The sequence below is a fragment of the Pedobacter sp. 22163 genome, from assembly GCF_052045595.1.
Taxonomy (GTDB): Bacteria; Bacteroidota; Bacteroidia; order Sphingobacteriales; family Sphingobacteriaceae; genus Pedobacter.
The window spans coordinates 284,214-306,114 of sequence record NZ_JBQEPM010000002.1; the positions used below are offsets into that span (position 1 = coordinate 284,214).

Here is a 21,901-nt window from a genome sequence, read left to right on the forward strand (position 1 = left end):
TCTTTTTCCACCATAGTTATTAAAATATAGTTTATGCAAGAACCTGCTGAAACAACCGTTCATCAAAATAAAACTTTTACTGATATCAATTACGCGGGTAAACAACTGCAAAAGCGGGAGTTTATTAAGTGTGAATTTGTAAAGTGCGATTTTTCTAAAAGCGACTTAAGCCATAACGATTTTGTAGACTGTGAATTTAGCCACTGTAATTTCTCGCTCACTCAGGTAACAGGTACAGGTTTTAGTAACATTACATTCACAGATTGTAAAATACTGGGTATTGATTTTTCTACATGCAATAAATTTATGTTCTCCTTTTCTTTTAAGGCTTGTATTTTGGATTATTCTGTTTTTTATGGTACCAAGCTCAGGAAAACAAATTTTGTTAACTGCTCACTAAAGGAAGTTGATTTCGAATCGGCCGATTTATCTTCAGCTGTTTTTAATAATTGCGACCTCACGGCAACCTCTTTTAACAGGACAATTTTGGAGAAAACTGATTTCCGCACTGCAAGAAATTTTTCTTTCGATCCTGCACTGAACACGATGAAAAAAGCCAGGTTTTCGTCGAATAACCTTTCAGGTTTATTATACCACTTCAAGCTGGATATTGAGGATTAGGCAGATCATCCGGAACCGATTAACCGATTTCAACAATTAACCGGTTAACCGATCTACAAAGCATACGCGGTTTCTGCTTTCGATTGATTCAGTACCAAAAAGCTCTGGATATTTCCTACATAAGCCAGTGCGCCTATATTATCCCTGAGGAAATTGTTGTAAGAAACCATATCGGGCATGGCTACTTTAAGCATAAAATCGAAATGTCCGGTGAGGTGATAACACTCCATCACTTCTGGGTATTTTTCCATTTCGGCCTTAAACGCCCTTACAATATCTTCTGAATGTGTGGTAAGCTGAATGTGCGGAAAGGCTATAAAATGTGACCTGAGCTTATCTATGTCTACAATGGCAACTGTTGATTTGATGTAGCCATTTGACCGCAGTTTTTTAATGCGGTCTACAATATGGGTCATGCTTTTTCTAAGCTTCCCCGAAACTTCTTTATAGGTTAATAATCCATCACGTTGTAAAAGATTTAGGATTTCGATATCAGTCTGATCAACTTTTTGAGGTTGCATGTAAATACTTAGTGTATAATTGTTTCTTTTTTGTTCGCTTTTGTGTAGCCTAAAAATAGTTAAAATAAGGTATATTTATATAATTTATTGTCGTTATTTAAAAATGTACTTAGTGTATATATTACAATAATGGTAAAAATTATGGACTGGAAATAAAAATTATATTCTGCCAGCTTATTTTCCTGATATGCCAAACCAAATTTTTAGGATGTTTAGGCTTTGATAAAAAATAATTTTTACCAAAAAAATAAGTTGTTGCGGTATAATTTGCTTAACTACTGATCTTTACGCTGTAATTAATTTAACCGAATATTATTTTTCTCATGCATAAAAAACACAATTTCGGTGCCGGCCCATGCATATTGCCGTCATCTGTAATGGAACAAGCAGCTCAGGCTGTAATCAATTGGGGAGGGATGGGTTTATCTATTTTAGAAGTTTCTCATCGATCGCCGGAATTTGAAGATGTGGTACTTAAAACCCAGCTTTTGGTGCGCGAGTTATTGTCTGTTCCCGATCACTATTCAGTACTTTTTTTGCAGGGTGGGGCCAGTACACAATTTGCTATGGTTCCAATGAATTTTTTGAGTGAAGGAAAAAAAGCCGCTTATCTTGATACCGGGTATTTTGCACAAAAAGCCATTAAAGAGGCCAAATTGTTTGGGGAAGTAGAACTAGTGGCTTCTTCGAAAGATAAAGATTATGCTTATATCCCGGTTGATTTTAATAATGATAAGCAAGCTGCGTATCTGCATTGTACTTCAAATAATACGATTGAGGGGACAGAAATATTTGATTTCCCTACTGCCGGTGCGCCGTTGATATGCGATATGTCATCAGATATTTTTTCCAGAAAAATTAACATCACCGATTTTGATCTTGTTTATGCAGGAGCGCAAAAAAATATGGGGCCAGCTGGGATGACCTTGGTCATTGCTAAAAATGAATTCCTTAACCAGGCCAAAAAAGAAATTCCATCAATGTTGGATTATCGGGTATTCCGCGATAATATGAGCATGTACAATACCCCGCCGGTTTTTTCTATTTATGTGTCCATGCTTAATTTATTGTGGCTGAAAGACCAGGGTGGCGTTAATGGAATAGAGCAAAGAAATATAGAAAAGGCAAAATTATTATATGCCGAAATAGACCGGAATCCGCTTTTTTATGGTACGGCCGATGTTGAGCATCGTTCTCGAATGAACGTTACTTTCTTAGCCAGTAACAAAGAGGTAGAAACCGGGTTTTTAAAATTTGCAGCAGATCAGGGAATTGTTGGTATTAAAGGCTATAGAACAGTGGGTGGATTTAGAGCCTCACTCTACAATGCGCTTCCATTATCGAGCGTTGAAGTATTGGTAAATGCAATGGCCAGTTTTGAAAAAATATACACTGATAAAACAGTTCTTGAATTCGAATAATCTGTTAAACGATGATAAAAATCTCTCCTTTAAAGGCATTACAGCCAGGTAAAGACATCTTTGATCTGATGATTTCTGATCAGGTAAATGGTAAGGTGCATAAAAATGAACAGCTGTCGTTTGAAGACCTGCTTAATCTATTCGGATGTCCTTTAGATGATCGGCCTGCCATTTATGTTTACGAGTTCCGTAGCGAATTTGGTATAATGAGGGGAATTTGGGCAGCTACCGATCTCTCTCAAACGCCAGTAAATGCAATTAAAAGGCACGAAGAAACGGTATCATCGAAAGTAGAATCGCTTAAAATCGATCGTAAAAATAAAGCAACGCAAAAATCGCCAATCTTATTGGTCCATAAAAAAGATAAAACTTTAGATGCGCTTATCGATTTTGTGGTGTGTACGCGTAAACCTTTGGTAAGCGAATGGTCGCAGATGGGACATTTTCTTTATCAGGTATTGGAAGAAGATATTATTGAAAAATTTGTTGAAGCGTTTATGAAACTTCATGCGGTTTACCTGGCCGATGGTCATCATCGTTTGGAAGCAGCCTGTTCGTTGCAGAAAAACATAGTTCAGCAAATTAGTTCGCTTTTTGTTTCTGCTGATGTAATTTCGATAGATGCCTTTCATAGAGTGGTTTCGGGTGTAGATATTTCTTATTCGCTGCTGATGGAAAAACTGAAAGCTTATTATTATATCTCAAAAATTCCCAATAACAAAGCTTATAAACCTGATCAGAAGAACAGGTTAGGCCTTTGTTTTAAAGGCGAATGGTACCAACTGGATTTAAATAAAGCTTCTATTGCATTGTCAGAAGTGCCAGATACGGTGATTTTACAAGATAAAATCCTGTCGGCCGTGCTGGGTATCAATAAACCAAAGGAAGACGAAAGACTAGTCTGCTTTCCGGATTGCAAATGGTATCAATTTCTTGCTGAGTTGAATCACGATGAAACATCAATTGGTTTTTCTCTTTTTCCGATGACAGCGGATGCATTTATTACCACGGCAGAAAAGGGTGAGTTTTTGCCGCCCAAATCTACCTGGATAGCGCCTAAGATCCCCCAGGGGTTTATGGCGAGTAGCCCGGTGGCCATAACGGCGAAAGGAGAACAGGTAAGGGTAAATTAATAGTTAAACTTAAAACAAACGATATGTTCGATCTCGATTTAGAAAGTATAGCACAGATAGGCGCTACCTTTCTGATAATTGCTTTCTTTTTAGTGGCTTTGTACAAAAAGCGCCTTAAAGTAAACAAGAAAAAAAATGATGGAGAGCAAGATTACCTGCATTGGCTTTAACCTGTTATATTGATTTTAAGGGCGGGCACGGTATTTTTTTTGTTGTGGTAAATCAATTTAGCTTTACGTTGGGTAAGTTTTATAGTGATTATGCCTGTAGAGGTTGATTATAGCAATTTCATTATAGTTAAATTTTATACTTTTGGGTTATTGATATTTACAATTTAGCCCGATATATTTTATGAAAATACTTTTTAGAGTTTGCACACTTTCTATTTTAATTTGCTCATCTGTTCTGGCGAGTGCACAAACCGTTACTTTAGATTATTTTTTTAATCGCGAAACCCGAAAAAATAAAGCGGGGGAGGTAGAGCGTTTTCATTATTTATGGGGCAAAAGCGATTATGGGAATTTCTTTATTTTAGGAAACATCTTTAAGAAACAAGGCTTTAAGTTAGATTCTTTAGAAACTGCTCCTACTGCGGCCAAGTTAAAAGGAACTGATGTATATCTAATTGTAGATCCTGATCGACCAAAAGAAAACCCAAAACCAAATTATATACAGGCGGCAGATATCACTGAAATTTCTGCATGGGTAAAACAAGGAGGCATATTGGTAATGTTTGCTAACGATAGTGCAAACGTGGAGTTGCTACACTTTAATAAACTAGCCAATGTATTTGGTATGCACTTTAGCAATGAGATGCAAAACCATGTTATTGATGATAAACATTTTGAAGATGGTGCCATTTTAACCAAAAACAATCCGGTATTTAAAACGGCGCAAAAAATATTTATGAAAGATGTTTGCGCTATTGAAACCAAGAATGGTGCAAAACCAGTTTTGAAAAATGCGGCTAATGCAACTGTTATTGCTTCGGCTAAATATGGTAAAGGAACAGTAGTTGCCATTGCCGACCCATGGTTGTATGACGAATATGTTAACGGACGTTTACCAAAAGAAATGGGGTTCGAAAATGATAAAGCGGCTGCTGACGTAGTGGCGTGGTTAAAAAAACTTTCGAAAAAATAATGCTGTTAAAGTTTATCTAGTTTAAGATAACCTAAATGAATTTCATCTTCAGGTAAATCGCCTGAAGATGTTTTTATTTCGATATGGTATTTTTGTTTCGATTCTTCGCTTAAAATATCTTCAATTTTATAAATATCGTCTACATCAATGCCATACTTTTCATCAATGTGTGCATTGGCGCCTTTTATCGAATTGGTTTTAAAGAATACCGTTTTCTTTGCCTCCTGTATAGCTTTGGCCCTTTCGTCATGTACTGATAAAACAATATAATGTTGTTCGTACAGTTGGTTCGATTGGTAGCCACCAAGGTTGATAAAAAATAGTTTATTAGCAGAAAGGGGAGTATGGTTCTCTCTTAATTTAATGTTAACTTCATAATTATCTACCTTAGTCACTTCCCGCCAGCCATCAATATGGATACTGGCTCCTGCTTCGGGCCAAAACGCTTTAATTTCGGGAACAAGCGCTTTCAGCGAATGGGCAATGCCAAAGAAATAATCGTGCTGTTCTACATTTCTTTTCGGTGCTTTCGATCCCAATAAAAGCATGTATAGTTTAGGTTGCTGTTCGCCCATATTTAATTGATTGCCTTTTCTCTTAACAGCTACAATCATAATTGGTTTGTGATTTCTATCTTCTTTTAACCGCAGAGAACACAAAGAGAGGACGCAGAGAACACAAAGCTAAATGCCGAAGTTCTTTCTGCTGTCATTCTGAACGCAGTGAAGAATCTTTAATTTATAGACATATATGTGTTATAGCGACCGCATTAAGATTGCTTCATCCAATGAAAAATTGGCTTCGCAATGACGATTCCTCATCGCTTATATTAATTCTTATACGATAAATTAACCCTCAGGAAGACAACCATGACAATTATTCCGTGTTTCTGTGGGAAAAAGGTAAAACAATTTCGCTTTTTTAGGATTATATCACCTACAGGTTATCACCTGCTATTTTCACCAACTAAATAAAACGCGTCAAGAATAAATGAATACAGCTACTGCAAACAAAAGAATCGCTATTATAGGCGGCGGGCCAAGTGGCCTTTTCATGTATAAAAGATTAACAGAAGCTAAAGCCGCCAACTTTGAAATAGATATCTTCGAACGCAAAAATTATTTGGGAGCAGGTATGCCTTATAGTGCCGAAGGAGCTAATGTAGAACATATAACCAATGTATCAGATAATGAAATTCCGGTCATATTCAACTCCATTGAAGATTGGGTGAAAATTGCTCCAAAAAGTATTTTAAAAAAGTTTAATATCAGCGACGAGAAATTTAACGAATACAAAGTATTGCCCAGGCTGTTTTTCGGCGAATACCTATCGGCCCAGTTTAATCTCCTGAAAAAAGCTGCGGCTAAAAAAGGAATCAAAACCAATGTCCACCTAAATTGCATAGTAGAAGATATTATTGATGTTCCTGATGACAATACAGTGGCCGTATGTGTTCAAAACCATGATAAACTTTATTTCGATCAGGTTATTATCTGTACCGGGCACAATTGGCCTAAAAAATATGAGGGCAGGATTCCCAATTATTTCGATTCTCCATACCCACCTAAAAAAATAGCGTTAAAACTTAACCACGCTGTTGGCATTATGGGTTCATCATTAACGGCGATTGATGCCTTAAGAACGCTGGCCAGGCAAAATGGAAAGTTTACAGACAATGAAGATGGAACCTACGCCTATCATTTAGAAAGCGAGGGATTTAAAATTGTAATGCATTCTCGTAGTGGTTTATTGCCTGCCATTCGCTTTCATCTGGAAGATTCGCATTTAGGAAAGGAAGGAACGCTCAGCAAAGTCGAAATTCAGGCGAGTATAGCTAAGAACGGAGGGTTTTTACCTTTGGATTTTGTATTTGAAAAGAATTTCAAGGAAATGTTTATTGAAAAAGATCCGGCTTTTTACGAACAGATCAAAGCAATGAATCTGGAAGGGTTTGTGGAGGCGATGATGGGTTTCAGAGAAAAAATGGAACCCTTCGATCTTTTTAAGAAAGAATATGAGGAGGCAGAAAAATCTATAGAAAAACGGAAATCTATTTATTGGAAAGAAGCCCTAGCCGTTTTAAGTTTTGCCATGAACTACCCTGCAAAATACCTTTCTGCCGAAGATATGGAGCGGCTCCAAAAGGTGTTAATGCCACTTATTTCTATTGTAATTGCATTTGTACCCCAAAGTTCGTGCAGAGAATTACTGGCACTACATGATGCAGGTGTTTTAAGTATTGTTGCTGTTGGAGACGATGCTGAAGTTGAACCGTTAAAAACAGGCGGTGCAGATTATCATTATAAGGTAGATGATCGAGAGATAACCGTTCATTTCGATACCTTTATCGATTGTGTTGGTCAGCCGCGTCTTTCTTTCGATGATTTTCCATTTAAAAGTTTAATCAAGAATGGAACGGTTAGTCCGGCCACGTTGCAGTTCCAGTCTGCTCAGAACGGAAAAGCAGAAATGAAGCATAATAATTTAGTGATAAGGAAAGGCAATACTTACTTTTTAACTGTGCCTGGTATTACCATCAACGATCATTTTCAGGTGGTTAATGAGGCGGGGCAGGTGAATGAAAGAATTTACATTATGGCCGTTCCATACATTGGTGGTTACAACCCCGATTATTCTGGGATCGATTTCTGTGAAGCCGCATCTGAAGCGGTATTGAAGCGTGTTTTAGGCGAGAATAGGCTTACTTAATAAAATTTTCTACTATTTGATAATTAAGAACAGAAATTACTTAAAAATAGTACATTTTATTTAATTGCTTTTAAATAAAAAATTGCCTGATGAGGTGTTATGGCTTGTTTTGTGTGAAAAAACAAACGTTTGCGCTTAATTTGCGTAATGTCTCTTTAGGATTACAAAATTTATAAAAACGGTATAGCATTTCTGGGTATAAGCGAGCTTGGATATGATTCTTTAAACCTAATTTTAGTATCCAATCAAACTATCATTTAAAGCTTTTTCCGTAACAGTTATTCGTTATTAGAATATCGTTTATAAAAAGTATAAAAATTAGTTGATTAATACCGCTGTTCAATGCGTATAGCCATTTATGGCTTTGCTTATCAGGCTTTTTTTAAGCAAACGTTTGCGTTAAGAAAAAATAAAAAACAACTTTCTTAATATATACCTTGCATTAACAAATCATAACTAGCCGATATTTTATTTTAGTATTACGAGCAAAAAGAATCTTGTCAACCAACAAGAAAACAAATAGTAATTAAAATAACCAAAGAACCTCTAACCAAGGGATATAACAAACAAGCAAACAAAAACTAATCATTCTGATGCAAGATAGGTTGCATTAAGAATTAATATTAATCAATCTTAAACCACATTCCATGATCAAAAATTTTACTTTTTGTCTTGAGGCATTGCTTTGCCCAAAAATCTCAAATCGAGATCGCTTCTTTCTTACATCTTAACAATCGAGATTACTTTTTTAAACACTTAAACTTAATTAAACTAATAAAATGGTTAAAATTTATACAAGCGTTTGTATCGCCTTGTTTTTATCTGTTTTTGGATTACAATCTTTATATGCCCACAAGGCATGGCTCGGTACAGGTATTAAAAACACCTTTGTATTTCAACAAGATACGACTAAAGCTAAAAAAGATTCATCCGCCTATTCGATAAAGACCGATACCATCGGTCAAATGATTAAGGCACTACAGAAATTTAAAACTGTTCGCGATACGGTTAATATCCGTTCCTCAACACCCGTTCCGAATTTATCGTTACAACAAATTATCAAAGGCAATTTAGCTGGGGTTTATGTACAAGAACCAAACGGCGAGCCTGGAACTGAGCAGAGCATTATTGTTCAGGGAACATCGGGCCTGTTGTTTAACAAGAAAGACATTTATGCTTTACAGCCCGCCATTTATTTAAACGGCGTACCTTTGGTAGCCGATAATCCTTTTGCATTTGATGTTCAGAAATATGACTACAACAGAATAGGGCCAGCAACCAATCTTTTATCACAGGTAGATATCAATAATATTCAGTCTATTACTGTAATTAAAGATCCTTTCGAACTGGCCAAACTTGGACCAAATGCGGCTAATGGAGCTATATATATTACTACTAAAAATGCAAAGGCGGGTCTGAGAGACATCAGCCTAAATTCTTATTTTGGTTATGTAGCCGCGCCAAAGGTAAATACCATTAATGGGGTTTATGAGAACAATTTCAGGAACCAGTTTTATCAAAAATACAATCCAACAGGCAACCCTGCTTCTTATTTAAGAGATTCTACAAATGTGGCTTATTTTGGCCCTTCAAACTGGACAGATTTATATTACCAGAATACACCGACATTTTCTGCCGATTTAGGGATTACAGGTGGAACGGAAAGGGCAAATTTCAGGTTTTTTGGTTCAGGGACTAAGAATGCAGGTAATGCTGATGAGACAGGATTAAACCGGTATAATTTGTTTTTCGGGATAAATATGGCACCTTTTAAATGGCTTACTGTATCAAGTACGGTTAATACGGCCCGTTTAGACCGTAACAGGAACAAAAGTTTGCGGGATCGTTTTGCCGAAACACGCTACATCCCCGATTTAAGCAGCCCACTTTCTCCAAATGCAGAGTCTTATGCTACATACCTCACTCAAAATGATAGAAATGTAGATAACAACCGCTCTACAGTATTAAACGGAAACCTGACCTTAAGTGCAAAGGTAAATAAATTTGTAATCTCTACCACAGGCTTGTTCAATTACAATGAAGGGATCAGGGATTATTTTATACCCTCAACCTTGCTGGCGGGTATCAGTTATATTTCTAACTATTTTGGTTATAGCCAAAGGGTTTCACTCAACAACAGTATCAGCTATAAATATGATATCAATAAAAACCATGTTATTGATTTGGAACTTGGACAGAGTTTACAGGGCGATACCTACAAATATAATTATGCAAGAGCCTACAATGGCCCGAATGATTATGTAAAACTGACTTTTGTAGATGGTAACCCTACCAAAGATGGATCTGATAACCCAGATTACCTCAACGTACTATCTAATGGCAATTTTTATGTATTCAGGTACATAGATAAGGAGCGTAATAATTTAATGTCGTTTTATGGATCGGCAAAATACGCTTATAAAAGCCTGTTTACCTTTAGTGCTTTATTGAGAAGAGATGGTACCTCTAATGGTCAGCCAGATAGCCGTTGGGTAACTACCCCGGCATTTAATGCCAACTGGAATTTAAAAGAACAGTTTCTAAAAGGCAGTAGCATAATTGATGCATTACATTTAAGCGCAGGCTGGGGCAGAACTTTAAGGGTTTTCCAGGATGACCGTTTTGCTGCAGGACCACAGTATCGTTCAGAAAATGGATGGGAAGAAGAGCCAACTATACCCGGTTATGGTGGCCTATTGGGCATTAACCGCCCATACAATAGTGGTTTTATTGGTTATAACATCAGTTTACCTTATGCAGATCGTACGAGTGTAACTTTGGATGCATCTTTTTTAAACAGCCGCATCAATGCTGCCATAACGGTATATAACCGTGAAGATAAAAACAGCGTAATTGGATTGCCCGTAGCCGTTGAAACAGGTTATTCAACCCAATATAAATCGGGTATGGATATCAATAACAAAGGGGTAGAATTTTTGGTTAATGCTGCGGTGTTACAACAAAGCAATGGCTTAACCTGGAATACTGGTCTAAATTTAAGCTATAACAAAAATAAACTTTCTGCATTGCCAGAGGGCTTAAACGAATTAATTTACCAGAATGACAATAAGTTACAGGTCGGAAAATCGGTAGGCAGTTATTGGTTATACACCAACCAGGGTATTTATAACAGGGATGCTGAAGTACCTGCCGGAAGAACTTTTAACGGTATTCCTTTAAAAGCCGGTGATCCGAAATGGGTTGATTACAATAATGATAACCGCATCGACAGTAAAGACAAAGTACTAACCGGCGATAGATTACCAAAATTTGTGGGCGGCTGGAATAATACCATTGCTTACAAAAACTTTGATTTAAACTTCAATTTCATTTTTGCTGCGGGACAAAAAGCCATTAACCAATACGAGGCAACCCGTTACGGTTTTGTAAACCGCGAGGCTGGAAACGATATCAACTCGGTTAAAGAAGTTTCTTCATGGCAATCGTTCGATAACGAGAAAAATTATCCGATATACAATCCATGGAGCCCTGTAGATGCTTACCGTACCGATCAGGATCTGTTTTTAGAAAGTGCTTCTTATGTGAAATTAAGATCGGTTACCCTGGGTTATGATTTTGGTCAAACAGGTTTATTCAAAAAAGCCGGTGGGAAAATCAGGAGAGCTTATTTATATGCTACAGCCTTAAACGTATTTACACTGACCAATTTTTCAGGTGTTGATCCAGAACTGATCAATTACAACGGAATATACGACGGTGCAAATATCACCATCCCACGAACATTTGTTTTAGGCTTCAAACTCGATTTATAAAATATACCATTATTGATATGAAATATTCTAATTATAAAATTAGTATCTACAGGTCGGTTACCCTAGTGTTAATACTAACCATGGTTGGTATGGGTAATTTCTCCTGTAAGAAAATTGATGATGTACAATCAACAAGATTAGCTACCGAAGAAAGTAACTGGAAAACGCTGGAAGACGCCCGCGCAAACTTACTTTCGGTATATGGCCTGATGCGTTCGGCTACGGTATCAGATAATACCCATTGGTTAATGGGCGATTTACGTCAGGGCGATTTTCAGATCACCAACAGGGCAGATCTTAAATCTATTGTTACGGGGCAGTTAAATGCGCAGTACCCTGTAATTAACAGGATTACCAACTGGCGCAGGTTTTATGCCGTAGTTAATGCTGCGAGTTTATTTATTGAGCGCTCTAAACAGATTATACCATTAGATTCGCGTTATACGCAGATAAACAATAATGTAGATGTAGCACAAGCCAGAATATTAAGGGCATTTGCCTATTTCTATATGGTAAGGATCTGGGGCGATGTGCCTTTGTTAACCTCATCGCACGATGGTGATTTTGTACAGTTACCAAGAACAGCTAAAGAGAAAGTTTTACAGTTTGCAACAACCGAGCTATTGGCTGCAGCACAGGTGGTACCTTTTAAATATGGCGGCGATGACCCTATTTTACCTGGCCTTTATTATGGTGCAGGCTGGGCAAGCTGGAACGGCAATATTTTTACCCGGTTATCAGCCTATATTATTTTGGCCCACATTGCGGCCTGGCAGGGCAATTACCTGGATGCAGCTACCTATTCAAAATTTGTATTGGATAACTATACTAAATCTAACGGAAGTGGTTCTAACGGGATTGTTTATCTGGATATGGACGCCCTTACTGAGAACGTAAACTACTATAGCCCATTTGCGTTTAAACGCGCAACGGTACTGGTTGGTTTTCCATTTGAGGCAGGTAATGGTTTATCAACTGCTAACGGCCACATTGAGCAGTTAACCCTGGCATCGCCGTTTATTCCTAAAACACAGCCTGAAATGTTTGTGCCAAAGGATAGTATCCTTAAAATATTTAGCGATCCGGGAGATTTAAGGTTTAGCATTAACCCTGTTACAGGCTTATACCGTACAAATTATTTTTACAATTTCCCTTCAGAGCAGCCTATTTTTAACAAAATCAAAGTGATTTACACGGCTCAAACTTCTGGTAACTTAACCCTGTTCAGTTCTACCATGCTGTTTAGCCGCATTGAGGAAATTACCTTGCTTAGGGCCGAAGCCTGTGCCGTATTGGGGCAGCGTGACGAAGCTATTTCGGCACTGAATAAAGCAGCCAATTTAAGAGGAACGGTTACTTATAACGCTGCATCTGGCAAAGATTTGGTTGATGCCATTTTTGAAGAACGCAGAAGAGAGTTAATGGGCGAAGGCTGGAGATGGTACGACATTGTACGTTACAACAGGCTCAAAAATGCTACCGGCACCTTCATCAAGAAAAACGGTGTGTCACTTACATTCACGCAGTTTGAGCGCGCAGGAGGTGTTTACTGGCCGGTATCTCAAGATGTAATCAATGCAAATCCATCGGTTACCCAAAATCCATACTGGCAATAATCAATCAGAAGATCATGAAAAAGAAATTATATAAGCATAGCCTATTGTTGCTAATAGCCGTAATGGGTATTTATTTAAGTGCCTGCAAAAAAAACGATTCTCCTTATTACGATTATACCAATACGGTACAAACCTATAAAGGAACCGCAGTAGATTATTTAAAATCGAAACCGAACACTTTTGATTCGCTGCTTTTGGTATTGGACCGTTTTCCTTTTTTGAAGGATTCTTTAACCAATCAGAAAGTAACCCTGTTTGCACCGGTAAATGAAAATTTCGCGGCATCGGTTAAGTATTTGAACCAAACCAGAAAAGCGGAAGGGAAAGCGCCTGTTTATTTGGGCACCGCAGATCCGTTGGAACTGGCATTTATGCTTTCAAAATATATTATAAGGGGAAACTTAACATCTGCTACTTATGCCAGTACGGTTGATGGTATTTCGGTTACAACAGTAGCCTCCAATTATCCTATGCATGTAAAAGCGCTACAGGCAAATGCATCAGGTTTTGTAGGTGGTGGTGCCACTACACTCGAATATAGCGACATGTATGGCTCAACCATTAGGCTTAACTGGATAACCACCAATACCAACGCCATTAATATCAAAACCAATAATGCGACCATAAACATTTTAACCCCGCTTCACAACTTTGGGTTTGATGAATTTACATACAGATTAAACCAATAGCCTTATGAAGATGAAAACTAAAAAATACTTTCTTAGTGTAGCGATAATGCTAACAGGCTTGATGCTCGTATTGGTATCCTGCAAGAAAAATTTACCTGATAATAGACTGTCTATCGCTAATGATAGTCAGTACACACAATATCTCTATCAGCCTACATTGGGTAGAAATACCTTATTTACCAACAATTTTACCTACGGCAACTCGAGCAGACCTCTGGATTTTAAAATTGTGAATATGCGCACCTTTGGTGGCGAGCCTGCTCCTGAACTAACCAAACTTTATCCGGTTAAAGTATGGAAAACGGCTTATGATGGCACGGAAAAATCGCTGGCCGAAATTGAGGCTAAACGTGTAATCGAAAACCACCCTTTGTTTGAAGTACGTCCGCATTCCGGTGAGTTTTTAATGTGGGCAGAGGCCAATTCCAACATGATTAAAGCACAACCAGATTCGGGTTATGTTTTTGATGTAGAAATGTCGAATACCGGTGGAAGGAAATATTTTCAGAATTTCCGTCTGAGTCCACTGCGCGAACGCCCTTATGAGCCATCGCCATTAGATCCGATAACAGGGCAGGGAACATCAACCTCTGTTAGTCCTGCAGGCTTATTTATTACCGGTACAAGAACCAATCAGTTCTTATCATCAAGTGATGTGGCCGTGGTGTTTAATAAACTGCCAAAAGGGTTGCCTGGCTATTCCGGACATAGCATCAGTTTCAAATTTATAGATACGCTCGCTCAGGTTATCGATCCAAATAAGTTCGCTTTAACCGATTGGGGCAATTTGGTACATGGTTTCAATATGGTAAAAGATGCCACTAAAGTAAAGTTTGATGTAGCTTATCCGATTCCTTTAACCGCATATCCTACAAAATATACCACTACAGACGGTGGTGCGGCAAGGGTGGTATTCAGGTTCGACAGGCAGGCATTTGGTGCGGTTTTACTCCACTGTTATCTCGCCCTAAATTTCAAGATCTACGAGGAGGGAGATTGGGAAATTATCTTTCAGTTCAAGAACGACAAACCAAAATTTGATAACGACTGATGAAACAAACTAAATCCAAACAAAACATATTTCCAATGAAGTATTTTTACAGCATAGTAATTTTATTGATTTTTGGTTTGCAAAATCTCGCCCTGGCACAACAGCAAATTGCGGTTACAGGTACAGTGTACGACGGCGAATCAAAAAAGAAAGAAACCATGCCAGGCGTAAGCATTTTAAGCGCTGGCAGGGTTTTGGGCCAAACCGATGGCGATGGCCGTTATAGGGTTACCGTAGCATCAAATGCAGAAATTACCTTTAAATATTTAAGTTACGTAACACAAACCATCAAGGTAAACGGAAGAACCACCATTAACCTTACTTTACAGGGCGATAACGCCACCCTTAAAGAAGTTACGGTTACTGCAGGTTATCAAACTAAAACCAGAACTTTATCTACAGGTTCTACTGTAAGCATTTCGGGTAAGGATATTCAAGGACAGCCTGCGAGTGATGTTATGTCGCTTTTACAAGGTAAAGTTGCCGGTCTTAACATTCAAAATAATACTGGTGCACCGGGTTTCAGGGGGTCTATTACCTTACGTGGTATTTCGAATATCAACGTATCAGGTTCAGGAAGTTCGAGTTTCTTAACCCCAACTTCACCATTGTTTGTAATTGATGGTGTACCTGTTGATGACAATACCAATTATTCGTACGGTTTTCAGCAAGCAGGGCCGGGTGTATCACCTATCTCGCAGATCCCACCAGAGGATATTGAAGACATTACCACATTAAAAGATGCCGCTGCTACCTCATTATATGGATCCAGAGGTGCTTATGGGGTTATTTTAGTAACCACTAAACGTGGTAATTCTAAAGTGCCGGTAGTCCGCTATACGGGTGCATCTTTCTTTTCAATGGTTCCTCAATTACGAAGCGTTATTGGAGGTAAAGGTGAGCGTTTGTTGCGGATCGATCAGATTTTGCAGAATGATACCAGTTACAATCATGCCATAGATATGATCAATTATAATCCCATTTTAGCTGATAGTTTAAATGCATATTATAATAACTCGACCGACTGGCAATCCTATTTTTACAGAAACACCTTTAACCAAACCCATAATGTAAACATTTCGGGCGGTGATGTGGCTTTTAACTATAAAGTAGGTTTAGGAGCTTATGATGAAACCGGGATTCAGGAGAATACGGGCTACTCGAGGTATAACCTCAATATGAACATGCAGTATAATCCCAGTCCTAAATTTAAATTGGTCGGGCAGTTGCAAAACTCCATCCAAAAACAACAAACAGGTAGTGGTAATGGCTTGTTAAACAGTGGTTTGTCAACTACAGGTCAAGCCTCAAGTTTATTGCCTTCACCATCCTTATTTTCGTCTCAAAGCGGTGTATTGGCACAACTGCAAACGGATAACGACAATAAATCATTACAAACCTTTGCCACCATTAATGCCGAATACGAGCTTTTTAAGAACTTCAGGATTGCCACTTTCTTAAATTATACAAATAGTACCGGTACTAAAGATAATTTTTCTCCAGCGGCATTAAACGGAAATCAATCTAAATATTATACTTATGACGATCGTGCCACCAAGTTGTATAACCGTAACCAGTTCTCTTATGTATATGGTTTAAAAGATGCTTCAGGTGAGGATTCGCATACATTTAACTTATTTGCTTTTACGGAGATTAACTCGAGCTTTTTTAAAGCCGATGCCATTTTGAACGAAAAAGGAGTTAACGATCAATTAAGGGGGCCTTTAACCAACATGACCGATTACCTGACCTCTTTGGGCGGAACTATCGATTATAATGATGCCAGGAGCGTGGCTTTTGCAGGTGCATTTTCTTATAACTACAAACAAAAATATGTATTGGATATTAATTACCGTTTAGATGCCAACTCGGCCAATGGTGAAAATGCCCGCTATGTTGCCAATCCATCTTTTGCCTTAAAATGGAACTTTAACAAAGAAAAGTTTTTACAGAACATTAAATGGGTCGATTATGCCGATATCCGTTTAAGTTATGGTTCTAACATTCAACCGGTAGGCGGAGTTTTTGATGCCTATGGTAAATATGTAGGAGGAAACCGTTATAATAATGCCAATTCTATCATATTGGATCTAAAAAGGCTGCCAAATTTAGATTTACAACCTACAAGAGCAACCACTTACAATGCTGGTGTTGATTTTAGCTTGTTCCAAAACCGTTTTTCATTTGTTTTTGATACCTATTATAAACAAAATGATAATATTTTCAGATACAAAGATATTTCAAGTGCCAATTCATTTGAAACAGTTGCCTCTAACGAAATCAGTAACGTAAACTACGGATGGGAATTCCAAACTACTGCCCGCCCACTAAGTCCTACAAGCCCGTTTAAGTGGACAGTATCAGCAAATTTGGCCATCAACAGAGAAATTTTGGCACAATTGCCTGATAATTTGAGAGATTTTATTTATTATGATAAAGCCTTACAACAAGACACTTATTACCGCTTAGGTACCAACTCATTATCTAATTACCTATATAATACAAAAGGTGTTTACTCTACCAATGCCCAGGTTCCGGTTGATCCAAATACAGGTTTGCCTTACCGCGTAGGCGGCACCGGGCGTTTGAATTATTTTAGAGCAGGTGATCCTATTTTTACCGATCTCGATGGAAATTATGTACTTGATGGTAACGATAGGGTAATTGCGGGTAATTCGCAGCCGCAGATAACAGGAGGTTTTTATTCCTACCTGCAATGGAAAAACTGGAGTATAGAGGTCAATACTTCCTTTACCCTGGTTCGCGATATCATTAATAACCCTTTAGGTAAACAATTACAGAACTATGCCAATTTCAAACAGTTAGGCAGTTTGGTACCATTGGATCAGCTGAACTATTGGAGTGCACCAGGTCAGAATGCCACTTATGCCAACCCACTTGACTTTGTGCGTGCTGGTATTATCGACCCTTTTAGGTTAAATCAAACGGCTTTTCAGGAAGATGGCTCTTACTTTAAGTTAAACTCGATTAAAGTGTATTACATCTTTGATAAAAAATTTACCAGCAGGTTCGGAATGAACAGGGTAAGTATCAACGCTACTGCAGCAAACCTTGGCTTTATTACACGCTACTCCGGTCCAAACCCTGAAAATGTGACCAGTTTAGGTAGAGATGACTCAGGAGGTTACCCTTCACCAAAGCAGTTTACATTAGGTTTAAACATTGAGTTTTAAAAATTAGACAGATGAAAAATACAAAATACATAATTCTGATTGCTGCACTGGTTTTTACTGCCTTTGGCTGCAAAAAATTTCTAAACGTAACACCAATTGAAGCGCAGAGTGGGAACAATTTTTGGAAAACACGTGAAGATGTAGAGGGATTTACAAACGGGATTTACTCAAGGTTAAAATCAAAAGTGGCAGGAACACCAACCTTTTTTAATGAGGATGACCGCGCATTCTTCCCCGCATTAGAAATGAGGGGGAATAAGGTTGCCATAGGGAGCTTAAGTAACGATGGTGCAAATACCTTTATTGCACTTACTGGCAACAACATGAAATTTCTTGTTGCCAGTTCTGGAAGATTCAATAGCATGATGAAAAACATCATGAGCTGGAAAGAATGGTATGATGTAGTTGCTGCGGCCAACATCTTATACTTCGAAGTTGATAAAGTGCCTTCGTCAAGTTTGCCAGATGCCGATAAAAAACGCTATAAGGCTGAGGCTGTGTTTTTGCGCAACCTGAGTTACATGTTTATCTGTAAATTATTTGGCGATGCCATTTATTATACAGATGCTTACCACAGTACTCCACAGGGCAGAACGCCGCAGGTAACGGTATTGAACAGGTGTATTGAAGATATGACTGCGGCAAAAAATGATCTGCCTACTTTCTATAATGATGCCACATCTAACGGTTTCAGGCCTACAAGAGCATCGGCAGTGGCACTGTTAATGCATTTAAATATGTGGGCTGCAGCATGGGATACCGGGGTTAAAACCAAATATTATGATGCGGTAAAAACATTGGCTACCGAACTGGATACTTATAGTAATTATAAGATACTGCCAATTACCCCTGCCAATACCCTCAAAGTTTTTAAAGGAAGAAGTTCTGAGAACCTGTTCGGCATTTTACAAGACTTTAACTATGGCGAAGGATTTTCTTTGCCCGCAGGTTTATCCTATTATTTATCACATTACCCATATCAGGGCAATGTAACGAAAACGCAAAGTTCTATAGCTTATTCAACCGATTATATCCGTAAACTTTACCCTCCGGGATCTGCGGACGCAAGGATAACCACCTGGTTTGAAAACTATGATGCTCAAGGCGGAGCATTCCAGTTTAAAAAATTTGCAAATATTTATTCAACCGGATCGGGCAGTGCAATATCCATCACAAGTGATGATAGTGCCATTATTTTCAGGTTGCCTGATTGCTATTTATTAACTGCTGAAGCGCTTGCAGAACTTGGCGACGAAAGCGGAGCAAGAGATTTTGCAAATAGGGTAACTGTAGCAGCCAATGCGCCATTAATTACGCAGAACGGACAGGATTTAAAAGACGAAATTTATAGAGAAAGGTGTAGGGAGCTAATTGGCGAAGGACAGTTCTTTTTCGATCTGGTAAGAACAAAGCGGGTATTAAATTCTGATTTTACCAATGCTCCAATGTCGGTAGCTAACCTAAATGCAGGTGCCTGGACATGGCCGCTTACCATTACCGCTGCCGAGCGTAGCGCAAACCCAAATTTAATCGGTAATAATTATTGGAACTAATAGATATGAAGATCAATTATAAAACACTGCTATTTTCAGTAATCTGTGTATTGTCAGTTTTAACCAGCTGTAAAAAATACTATATGGAAACGGGGTTACATGAAGCAAAATATAATGGAAACATGATGCAGTACATGGAAGAAAAGAAACCATTTTTCGATTCGACCCTAACGGTGATCAAATTGGCTGGTTTAGCCGACGTGGTAAGCAAAGAGAACATTACATTTTTTGCGCCGCCAAGCGGTTCGATTTTTAAATCGGTTAAGGCTTTAAATATCAGATTGAGGTCGACAGGTAAAGATACTGTTTCTCAATTATCGCAGATCAAACCCGAAGTTTGGAAAAATATATTATCGCAATATATATTCAAAGGCAGCAACCGCTTAAAAGATTATCCTCAGCGTGATACTTTATCTTACCTCGCTTTTCCGGGGCAGGGTTATACGTCTTATAGCGGCAGGATTATGAACGTCGGAGTAATTTTTAACGATGCCGTAATATTAAGCGACAAAGGAGAAGAACTTTCAAGAGTAGCTTATGCGGGTTACCGTCAGTTATACCTTGCTTATATTCCCGATCTGTCCAACCCTCAGGTATCATTGGTCAATATTCCGGTTGCTACGTCTGATATTCAGCCCACCAATGGTGTATTACATGTGCTGACTAAAATCATACATAATTTTGGTTTTAATACCAATATTTTTATCGAGCAGGCCATATCAGCGGGTATTAATCCACCAACAAAATAGCCCTATTATCTCATCCATAAATTGAATAAAATGTTAACTAACATACAATATAAATTTAAGCTGTTTTTGTTCTGGGCAATGTGCTTAACAACGGCTTTAGTTTCTTGCCAAAAGGAAAAAGGACTCGGTGAAGATCCTTATGCCGGAGGTAAGAAACCATTGGATCTCACTTTTGTTTCCAAAACAATCGAACCAGATGTGGTCAATGCCGGAGATGTTTTAACCGTAAGGGTAAAAGGCCTTAGTAAATACATCAACGATTTTAAAGTATATGTAAACGAAATAGAAGCAGAAGTGGTTACTGGATCTACCAACGATACCACTTTAACGTTCAAAGTTCCTTTAACAGCCAGTACAGGCAGTATGTGGATTACTTCACAGGGACAAAGTTTTTTCGGACCGGTTGTTAAAGTTGGTGGTAAAGTAAGTGTTGATGCCAGCTGGAAAGTGATTAATGGTGCAACAAATAACAACAACAATGGCTTTAGCCTTAGTACCATATATGATATCGAGGCTTTACCTGGGGGTAACTACTTTCTGGGTGGTGCTTTCAACGACTTTGAACTAAATGGAACGGAAAAATTACCCATTGGAGGCATTGCACAGATTTTAGGCAATGGAGCTTACTCTACAAGTGGTGTTAACTTTGGAAAGGGAGCAGGTGGTGCCGATAAATCGATCTATTCTATTACCCGTATCGCAACCGGATCACAGGCTGGTAAATATATTATTGGTGGTAGTTTTACCAGTTTTAACTCTACGCGTATCAACCGTCAAACTTTAAACAATGTCGCCCGCCTAAATACCAATGGTACGCTAGATAGTTTGATCCTCAGGGACGTAATTAATCCTAAGCCTCAGGAGACGTATAAAAATGGCGATACCGTTACAGCCTTTAATGCAGGTGTTGATGGCTTTGTTAGAAAAACCTTTGTATTTAATGAGCAGGTTTACCTTGTAGGTAACTTTAATAACTACAAGCGTATGTATTTACCAAACTCCAGTTATGATGAAAAAGTGTACGATTATACACGTATGCGCCAGGTGGTAAGGGTAAATATGGATGGTTCGATGGATTCTACTTTCCACTATAAGAAATCAACCCGTCAAAGTGCAATTGGCGCTAACGGTGTGATTTTAGATGCTATGATGCAGAACGATGGAAAGCTGATCCTGGTGGGTACATTTAGTACGTTTAATGGAACACAGGCCAACAGAATTGTAAGGTTAAACCTTGATGGCAGTGTAGATAACAGTTTTAATGCAGGTGCTGGTGCCAATAGCGACATTATTTCCATCAGGTATAACGCTAACACGAATAAAATTGTGGTAGGAGGTACTTTCACCAGTTTTAATGGTAAAGCAGTATCAGGTATTAACCTGTTAAATGCCGATGGCTCTAATGTAACAACATTTACAGGTCAGCCCATTACAGGTGGAATTACCAATTTTGTTGGGCAACTTAACAATGGGAAAATTATTGTAAGTGGTTCTTTTAATAAATATGGCGATTACCTCCGTCAGGGTTTTATGGTTTTGGAAGCCAACGGGCAGCTAGCTGTAGGGTATAATAATACAGGTGGTTTTCAGGGCGCAATTTACGATATGGTAGAAACTACAATTGCTACGGGTTCGCAGGTCATTTTAGTAGGTGATATCCTTCGCTTTAATGGCACCTTACCACACAATATCATACGCCTAAATTTTGCCAATTGATCAATATAGTTT

Annotated in this window: 16 protein-coding genes; 14 read left to right on the plus strand and 2 right to left on the minus strand. The window is 38.3% G+C overall.

Annotation, left to right across the window (positions count from 1 at the left end):
* Nucleotides 1–33 precede the first annotated feature (33 nt).
* Nucleotides 34–621 (plus strand): pentapeptide repeat-containing protein, encoded by a 588-nt coding sequence (locus ACTJKN_RS05730; protein ID WP_440823403.1) that lies wholly within the window; start codon nucleotides 34–36, stop codon nucleotides 619–621.
* 53 nt (nucleotides 622–674) lie between these two features.
* Here the strand turns inward: ACTJKN_RS05730 and ACTJKN_RS05735 are convergent, their stop codons facing one another.
* Nucleotides 675–1,142, minus strand: coding sequence for an Lrp/AsnC family transcriptional regulator (locus ACTJKN_RS05735; RefSeq protein ID WP_230148021.1), 468 nt, complete (start codon nucleotides 1,140–1,142; stop codon nucleotides 675–677).
* 323 nt (nucleotides 1,143–1,465) lie between these two features.
* Here ACTJKN_RS05735 and serC point away from each other — a divergent pair, with 323 nt between their 5' ends.
* The 4 genes from serC to ACTJKN_RS05755 all read left to right on the plus strand — a co-directional run bounded on the left by serC (nucleotide 1,466) and on the right by ACTJKN_RS05755 (nucleotide 4,839).
* Complete coding sequence (gene serC, locus ACTJKN_RS05740; protein ID WP_440823404.1) at nucleotides 1,466–2,563, plus strand: 3-phosphoserine/phosphohydroxythreonine transaminase; 1,098 nt, start codon at nucleotides 1,466–1,468, stop codon at nucleotides 2,561–2,563.
* A gap of 11 nt (nucleotides 2,564–2,574) precedes the next feature.
* Nucleotides 2,575–3,696, plus strand: a complete 1,122-nt coding sequence (locus ACTJKN_RS05745) for a DUF1015 family protein (RefSeq protein ID WP_440823405.1) — start codon at nucleotides 2,575–2,577, stop codon at nucleotides 3,694–3,696.
* 23 nt (nucleotides 3,697–3,719) lie between these two features.
* A complete protein-coding gene (locus ACTJKN_RS05750; protein WP_165456383.1) occupies nucleotides 3,720–3,866 on the plus strand; it encodes a hypothetical protein in 147 nt (48 codons plus the stop codon).
* Between the two features lie 181 nt (nucleotides 3,867–4,047).
* Nucleotides 4,048–4,839, plus strand: a complete 792-nt coding sequence (locus ACTJKN_RS05755) for a lacto-N-biose phosphorylase central domain-containing protein (RefSeq protein ID WP_440823406.1) — start codon at nucleotides 4,048–4,050, stop codon at nucleotides 4,837–4,839.
* 5 nt (nucleotides 4,840–4,844) lie between these two features.
* Here the strand turns inward: ACTJKN_RS05755 and ACTJKN_RS05760 are convergent, their stop codons facing one another.
* Nucleotides 4,845–5,453: a DUF1543 domain-containing protein gene (locus ACTJKN_RS05760; RefSeq protein ID WP_440823407.1), complete on the minus strand. Its 609-nt coding sequence runs from the start codon at nucleotides 5,451–5,453 to the stop codon at nucleotides 4,845–4,847.
* A 376-nt stretch (nucleotides 5,454–5,829) separates the two neighbouring features.
* Between ACTJKN_RS05760 and ACTJKN_RS05765 the strand changes: the two genes are divergently transcribed.
* From ACTJKN_RS05765 to ACTJKN_RS05805, 9 genes are all read left to right on the plus strand, one after another.
* The gene (locus tag ACTJKN_RS05765) at nucleotides 5,830–7,548 is read left to right on the plus strand and encodes an FAD/NAD(P)-binding protein (RefSeq protein WP_440823408.1); all 1,719 of its coding nucleotides are present in this window, start codon (nucleotides 5,830–5,832) and stop codon (nucleotides 7,546–7,548) included.
* 779 nt (nucleotides 7,549–8,327) lie between these two features.
* The gene (locus ACTJKN_RS05770; RefSeq protein ID WP_440823409.1) at nucleotides 8,328–11,321 is read left to right on the plus strand and encodes a SusC/RagA family TonB-linked outer membrane protein; all 2,994 of its coding nucleotides are present in this window, start codon (nucleotides 8,328–8,330) and stop codon (nucleotides 11,319–11,321) included.
* 17 nt (nucleotides 11,322–11,338) lie between these two features.
* Nucleotides 11,339–12,937 carry a RagB/SusD family nutrient uptake outer membrane protein gene (locus ACTJKN_RS05775; RefSeq protein WP_440823410.1) on the plus strand — a complete coding sequence of 533 codons (1,599 nt, stop codon included), beginning with the start codon at nucleotides 11,339–11,341 and terminating at the stop codon, nucleotides 12,935–12,937.
* Between the two features lie 14 nt (nucleotides 12,938–12,951).
* Entirely contained in the window at nucleotides 12,952–13,626 is a 675-nt protein-coding gene (locus ACTJKN_RS05780) for a hypothetical protein (RefSeq protein ID WP_440823411.1), read from the plus strand.
* Between the two features lie 4 nt (nucleotides 13,627–13,630).
* Nucleotides 13,631–14,677, plus strand: coding sequence for a DUF5007 domain-containing protein (locus ACTJKN_RS05785; protein WP_440823412.1), 1,047 nt, complete (start codon nucleotides 13,631–13,633; stop codon nucleotides 14,675–14,677).
* Nucleotides 14,678–14,712: 35 nt separating this feature from the next.
* Entirely contained in the window at nucleotides 14,713–17,871 is a 3,159-nt protein-coding gene (locus ACTJKN_RS05790) for a SusC/RagA family TonB-linked outer membrane protein (protein ID WP_440823413.1), read from the plus strand.
* A gap of 11 nt (nucleotides 17,872–17,882) precedes the next feature.
* A complete protein-coding gene (locus ACTJKN_RS05795; protein ID WP_440823414.1) occupies nucleotides 17,883–19,424 on the plus strand; it encodes a RagB/SusD family nutrient uptake outer membrane protein in 1,542 nt (513 codons plus the stop codon).
* A 5-nt stretch (nucleotides 19,425–19,429) separates the two neighbouring features.
* Nucleotides 19,430–20,173 (plus strand): fasciclin domain-containing protein, encoded by a 744-nt coding sequence (locus ACTJKN_RS05800; protein ID WP_440823415.1) that lies wholly within the window; start codon nucleotides 19,430–19,432, stop codon nucleotides 20,171–20,173.
* A gap of 30 nt (nucleotides 20,174–20,203) precedes the next feature.
* Nucleotides 20,204–21,889: a DUF5008 domain-containing protein gene (locus ACTJKN_RS05805; protein WP_440823416.1), complete on the plus strand. Its 1,686-nt coding sequence runs from the start codon at nucleotides 20,204–20,206 to the stop codon at nucleotides 21,887–21,889.
* Nucleotides 21,890–21,901 lie beyond the last annotated feature (12 nt).